This window comes from Ectobacillus sp. (assembly GCF_056992975.1).
The window spans coordinates 1-6,514 of the sequence record NZ_JBXKMX010000199.1; the positions used below are offsets into that span (position 1 = coordinate 1).

General features: G+C 37.9%; 8 protein-coding genes. All 8 read left to right on the plus strand.

The genetic code is table 11. The annotated features are described in order from the left end of the window. The coding region (locus AC11ZT_RS09085) for a phosphodiester glycosidase family protein (protein WP_484059290.1) at positions 1 to 261 on the plus strand (261 nt) is incomplete at its 5' end. Positions 262 to 516: 255 nt separating this feature from the next. Next, positions 517 to 1,257, plus strand: coding sequence for a YveK family protein (locus AC11ZT_RS09090; RefSeq protein WP_484059291.1), 741 nt, complete (start codon positions 517 to 519; stop codon positions 1,255 to 1,257). 19 nt (positions 1,258 to 1,276) lie between these two features. Further along, positions 1,277 to 1,945 (plus strand): CpsD/CapB family tyrosine-protein kinase, encoded by a 669-nt coding sequence (locus tag AC11ZT_RS09095; protein WP_484059296.1) that lies wholly within the window; start codon positions 1,277 to 1,279, stop codon positions 1,943 to 1,945. A gap of 21 nt (positions 1,946 to 1,966) precedes the next feature. Further along, positions 1,967 to 2,734 carry a tyrosine-protein phosphatase gene (locus tag AC11ZT_RS09100; protein ID WP_484059292.1) on the plus strand — a complete coding sequence of 256 codons (768 nt, stop codon included), beginning with the start codon at positions 1,967 to 1,969 and terminating at the stop codon, positions 2,732 to 2,734. 90 nt (positions 2,735 to 2,824) lie between these two features. Beyond that, on the plus strand, positions 2,825 to 3,709 hold the full coding sequence (gene galU, locus AC11ZT_RS09105; RefSeq protein ID WP_484059293.1) for a UTP--glucose-1-phosphate uridylyltransferase GalU: 885 nt from the start codon (positions 2,825 to 2,827) through the stop codon (positions 3,707 to 3,709). Between the two features lie 117 nt (positions 3,710 to 3,826). Continuing rightward, a complete protein-coding gene (locus AC11ZT_RS09110) occupies positions 3,827 to 4,417 on the plus strand; it encodes a sugar transferase (protein WP_484059297.1) in 591 nt (196 codons plus the stop codon). Between the two features lie 34 nt (positions 4,418 to 4,451). Beyond that, positions 4,452 to 5,717 (plus strand): hypothetical protein, encoded by a 1,266-nt coding sequence (locus AC11ZT_RS09115; protein ID WP_484059294.1) that lies wholly within the window; start codon positions 4,452 to 4,454, stop codon positions 5,715 to 5,717. 3 nt (positions 5,718 to 5,720) lie between these two features. After that, on the plus strand, positions 5,721 to 6,514 hold a 794-nt coding region (locus tag AC11ZT_RS09120), incomplete at its 3' end, for a UDP-galactopyranose/dTDP-fucopyranose mutase family protein (RefSeq protein ID WP_484059295.1).

Genomic DNA, 6,514 nt, shown 5'->3' on the forward strand with positions numbered 1-6,514 from the left:
ATTGGTCAAGATGCACAGGGAAATGTCTATATGATTGCAACAGACGGACGCTTCTACTGGAATAAGCAACACCGCGGCGCATCGATGAACGATATGGTGAAAATGTTTAAACAGCTCGGCTGTGTCAATGCGTTTGCGCTTGATGGCGGCGGCTCAACAACGATGATCAATAACGGTGAACTGCAATTAAAACCAGCTACTGACACGGCTGTCGGAATGCGGTATTTGCCGAATGCGTTTGTGGTGATTCCGCATAGCTAATCAATTATAAGGAAAGGTCGTTTTATAAAAACGGCCTTTTTGTCGTTTAGAAGGATATTTTTATATGTAAGCGGTTTAATAGAGTAAATCGAAAAAAATATCTTGTATCTTACAATAATTAACATTAATATAAAGTTATGTAATTAATTTACATAAACTTATTATTTGCGACAGCTAGTTATGGCATAGTTTTCAATTAAATTTTTGTAATATTCTGTCATTTTAACAATACTAATGCAGTAAGTGGAGGTTATTATGGAGGATAATGGGAGTTTAAAGGAATTGTTTCTGATTTTACGCAGACGTATGGTAGTGATATTTGCCATTACAGGATTCATTGCATTAGTAGTAGGGATTGTAAGTTATACCTTTATTACTCCTGTATATGAATCTTCGACGCAGATTCTGGTGAATCAGAAGAAGAAGGATAATAGTGTAGTGCAGTTTAATGAGGTACAAACGAATGTGCAGTTAATTAACACGTATAATGTTGTGATTAAGAGTCCTGCGATTTTAAGTAAAGTCAAGGATAAGCTGAATTTAGATATGTCTGTGAAGGCATTAACGAAGAAAATTAGTGTAGCAAGTGAAAAGGAGTCACAGGTTCTTACAGTAACTGTTCAAGATTCCAGTCCAGCGAGAGCTGCAGCTATTGCGAATACGATTGCTGACACGTTTAAAGAGGAAATTGTAAATCTAATGAGTGTGGATAATGTGAATGTTTTATCAACAGCTGAGAATGTAAAGGGACAAGCACCTGTTAAACCGCAACCGTTACTGAATATCGGAATTGCGATTGTGGCGGGGTTATTTGCATCTATCGGAATCGTTTTATTACTAGATTACCTAGATAATACGATTAAGAAAGAACAGGATGTCGAAAAATTGTTAGGATTATCGGTTCTTGGGAGTATCGCGCAAATAGAAGAAAAAAAGGTAGTGGATAAAAAACTAGCTGCAAATATGAAAGTGAGGGAGCATACCATTGGTTCTTAAGAAAAAAAATCAACCTCAAATGGTACGACAGTTAATTGCCCATAATGAGCCGAAATCTGCTATTTCAGAACAATATCGAAATGTTCGAACGAATATTGATTTTGCATCCGTCGATAAAGAAATCCGTTCGGTCATTATCACTTCATCTGGACCGTCGGAAGGGAAAACAACAACGACAGCAAATCTCGCTGTTGTGTTTGCGCAGCAAGGAAAGAAAGTACTATTAATGGATGCAGATATGAGAAAGCCCGCGCTTCACTCGATGTTTGATATAGAAAATAGGCTGGGCATCACGGCTGTATTATCAAAACAAGCAACGTTAAAGGAGTGCGTTTATGCTACTAAAATTGCGAACTTGAATTTTATGCCATGTGGCGCGGTTCCCCCAAACCCAGCAGAATTGCTTAGTTCGAAAAAAATGGAAGAATTACTGCAAGAAGCTTATGCCCTATATGATTTAGTAATTATTGATACACCACCGGTTCTAGCTGTAACAGATGCACAAATTCTCGCCAATATTGTGGACGGGATTGTAATGGTAGTCCGAAGTGGTCAGACAGAACGTGAGGCGGCTATAAGGGCAAAGGGATTGCTACAAAGTGCGAAAGGAAAGTTGCTTGGTGTCGTGCTCAATGCGAAAAAGCTGAAGGAACAAGATTATTACTACTATTATGGTTCAAAAAAGTAAACGTTGAAGAGGTGATGTATATTGATAGATTTACATTGTCATATATTGCCTGGAATGGATGATGGACCTGTTACTATGGAACAAAGTCTTAAAATGGCTGAATACGCTGTAGCTGAGGGGATTCAAACGATTGTTGCAACTCCTCATCATCTAACAATCAATTATAGGAATGAAAAGCCTGCCATTGCTAGGGCAGTACATGCATTGAATGAAGTGTTGAAGCGAAGGGATATACCATTGCTAATTGTTCCGGGACAAGAGATTCACATTAATGGAGAAATTGCCGAGCAGTACGAGTTAGGTCTAATTCAAACAATAAACGAGACAAAGAAATACATCCTACTAGAATTCCCATCCAACCACGTACCACGATATACACCAGCCTTACTATACGATTTGCTTCTTAAAGGCTTAATCCCTATCATCGTCCATCCGGAACGTAATTCAGAAATTGCCGAACATCCGAATATTCTGTACGATCTCGTCTTAAAAGGCGCGCTCGTTCAAGTTACAGCATCTAGTATGACAGGTGGTTTTGGAAAAACAATAAAAAAACTATCCTTACAGTTAATCGAACATAATCTCGTTCATTTTGTTGCATCTGACGCTCATAACAGTACGAATCGACCCTTTAATTTGCGAGAATGCTATGACACAATTGAACATGAACTAGGGGCGGACATTGCTATATTATTTAAAAGAAATGCATATGCCGTCATTACAGGACATATTGTTCCAAAGCCTGAACCTGAAGAAATACGTAATAAAAAGATTTTTGGAATCTTTTAATCCATTCTGATTAAAGGACTTCTGCACTCTATAACTGTAAAAATATTACTTAATATATAATAAATTCCATATAAAAAGGAGTGCTTACCTATGTATAAAGTGAAAAAAGCTATTATTCCAGCAGCTGGTCTTGGGACGCGGTTTCTACCCGCAACCAAAGCAATGCCTAAAGAAATGCTGCCGATTGTAGACAAGCCAACGATTCAATACATCGTAGAGGAAGCGATTGAGTCAGGGATTAAAGATATCATCATTGTTACAGGTAAGGGAAAGCGGGCTATTGAGGATCATTTCGATTATTCCATTGAACTGGAGCAAAATCTGCAACAGAAAGGGAAATTTGATCTTCTTGATAAGGTACAAGTTTCATCAAAAATGAATATCCACTACATTCGTCAGAAAGAACCACAAGGGCTCGGACATGCTGTATGGTGTGCGAGAAAATTCATTGGAGATGAACCATTTGCCGTGTTACTTGGTGACGATATTGTACAAGCAAAGACGCCTTGCCTCCGCCAATTGATGGAGCAATATGAGCAAACGAGAGCATCTGTAATCGGGGTACAAACCGTGCCAGATAGCGAGACGCATCGCTACGGTATTATAGATCCTCTAATACAGAGCGGTCGCAGGTATCAAGTGAATCAATTTGTAGAAAAACCAGCACCGGGCACTGCACCGTCAAACTTAGCGATCATGGGCCGCTATGTGTTAACACCAGAAATATTTATGTTTTTGGATGAACAAACTGTAGGAGCAGGGGGAGAAATACAATTAACAGATGCAATCCAACAATTAAATGGAATTCAACGGGTATTTGCCTACGATTTCGAGGGGAAACGATTTGATGTAGGGGAAAAACTAGGCTTTATTCAAACATCTATTGAATTTGCACTCCAGCATGATGATCTTAGGGAGGAGCTACTCGCATTTATGACGGAGAAAGTGTCTATAGAGAAAATAAGTGTAACGTAAGGAGGGATTTAGTTGGATGTAAGAATAAGCACTGCGGAGAAACCTGATATACAAGAAGATGCCATTGTGATAGAAGGAATAGAAAATCCCAGTCCATTCTACTTACTTTCAAAACGAATGATTGATTTTATAGGTGCATGCATCGGAATCGTTTTACTTTCTCCGCTTTTTCTAGTTATTGCTTTGTTGATTAAATGGGAAGATCCAAAGGGACCTGTTTTCTTTAAACAGAAGCGTATTGGGAAAAACGGAGAATCTTTCTATATTTATAAATTTCGCTCCATGATTACTGATGCAGAGAATACGTTAAAAGCAAATAGGGATCTTTATGAAAAATATATTCGAAATAACTATAAGCTAGAGCCGCATGAGGATCCGAGAATTACAAGGATAGGTAGATTTTTGCGGGCAACAAGCTTAGATGAGTTTCCGCAGCTGATTAATGTATTCATGGGAAATATGAGCTTAGTTGGTCCAAGACCCGTTGTTACAGAAGAATTAAGAGAGTACAAGGATCGAATAGACGAATTTCTTTCAGTAAAGCCAGGGGTTACGGGATACTGGCAGGTAAGTGGTAGAAGTAATGTGGGATATCCTGAGCGGGTAGGGATTGAGCTCTATTACGTATACCATCAATCTCTTAAGTTAGATATTTTGATTTTATGTAAAACAGTGCTCATGGTTATTCTGAGACGAGGAGCCTATTAATGTATATTACTATATCAATAAGGAGATCAGCCACGTGGAATTAAAACGAACTGACAAACGGTTACTTATCATTTCACTACTACTTCTCAATATTGGAATGCTATTTGGTCAAAAGATCACGGGTAGATTAGCCTATTCCAATTTGTTTCAGATTCTATCTATATTGGTATTGCTTCCTATCACCATTAAAGTATTTCAGAAAAGAGATTATGTCTTTGTCACGTTAAATATTTGTATGATGTCGATTGGAGCGTTATGGGTATCGAATGTGTATAATACGCAAATTCAAATCGCACATATTTTATTTTTTCTGCTGATGATAATTTGTATCAGTACTATGTTTACCCTTATCAATAAATACAATGTTCAGCAAGCCATCCTTACTGTTTATAAATACATCACGATTCCGATTTGCATTTATTTTTGCATATTTACTGTGGAAGAATTGTTTATACAAAAGAGTGGCTATATATCGTTGGGCCAAGTAGATAAATCCCATACTGTAATATTATGCGCATTCTTTGCTTTTATGTCCCTTGTGTTGTTTACTTCTTCCATTCGCTTTGTTTTATCGCTTTTGTTTATGATTCTATCATTATTGACCATTTCGCGTTTTTCCCTTATCTTTTTGGCTTTTTACATTCCAGTTTTCCTGTATAACTTTGTTTCGTTTTCGAAAAAGGTGTTAGAAGAGAATAGGAAATCGAAATATATTACCTTGTACGTTAATTTCCTATTCTTTCTAGGAACGATTGTATTTGGATTACTATTTGTGATACAAAATCAAAATTTGTTTGGTGTTTTTAACAGAGTCGGGGCAGGCGCTGATAGTGGCTCGACAACTGGGCACCTATTATTAATCCAATATGGTTTACAAATCAAATTTCAGAATCTAATGAACTTAATTTTTGGCATTACACCTGGAGAATATAGCTTAGTAGCAACTCATGCTGGACTTGATTTATCGGAGTTTGCCACGCTAGATCCAACGGGCTATCAAGCAATGCTATTGGGTATAATGCCGATGCATTCCAGTCATCTTTCATTCTTTGTAGAATTTCCTCTTCTGTTTTTTATAACCTATCTTTTCTTACTCATCACGATTTTTGTCGGATTGGCTAAGAAAAAAAGGGTAATTGAGCTCTTTTTCTTCATTGGTTTTGTGATTGCAACTAGTTTTTATAGTAGTCATGATCAGCTTTTTTTCTATAGTATCTTCATTTACCTTTTGGCCATTTGCGCTCTACCAAGTAAGGCAAATGCCATTGTACATTCGGAAAGTAAGAAGGGGGCTGCGTGATCCATGTATGATTACTTAATTGTGGGAGCTGGATTGTTTGGGGCTACTTTTGCCTATGAAGCTACGAAACGAGGAAAAACGTGTCTGGTGATCGATAAACGAGATCATATTGGCGGAAATGTATACAACGAACATGTGGCGGGAATCAATGTCCATAAGTACGGAGCGCATATCTTTCATACGAATAGCGAAGAGATATGGGAGTATGTGAATCAGTTCGCCCGGTTTAACCGGTATACGAACTCACCGATTGCCAATTATAAAGGCGAGTTATACAATTTGCCGTTTAATATGAATACCTTTCATACATTATGGGGTGTGATTACGCCTGAACAAGCAAAGCAGAAGATTGAGGAACAAAAGATGCAGCTGGATATAGAAAAACCAAAAAACTTGGAAGAGCAGGCCATTTCCTTAGTTGGCGTCGATATTTATGAAAAATTAATTAAGGGCTATACCGAAAAACAATGGGGGCGACCTGCGACTGAACTGCCAAGCTTTATTATTAAACGATTACCTGTGCGCTTTACGTACGATAATAACTACTTTAATGATAAGTACCAAGGAATCCCAATCGGCGGATACAATGTCATTGTTGAAAAAATGTTAGCCAGCAGTGACGTTTCGCTTTCTACCGATTTCTTTGAAAATAAGGAAGAGTTAGAGGCAAGAGCGAATAAGGTCGTGTTTACCGGCATGATCGATCAGTACTTTGCTTACAAGTACGGGGTACTAGAGTATAGAAGTCTGCACTTTGAGAATGAAATGATCCACTCTGATAATTATCAAGGGAATGC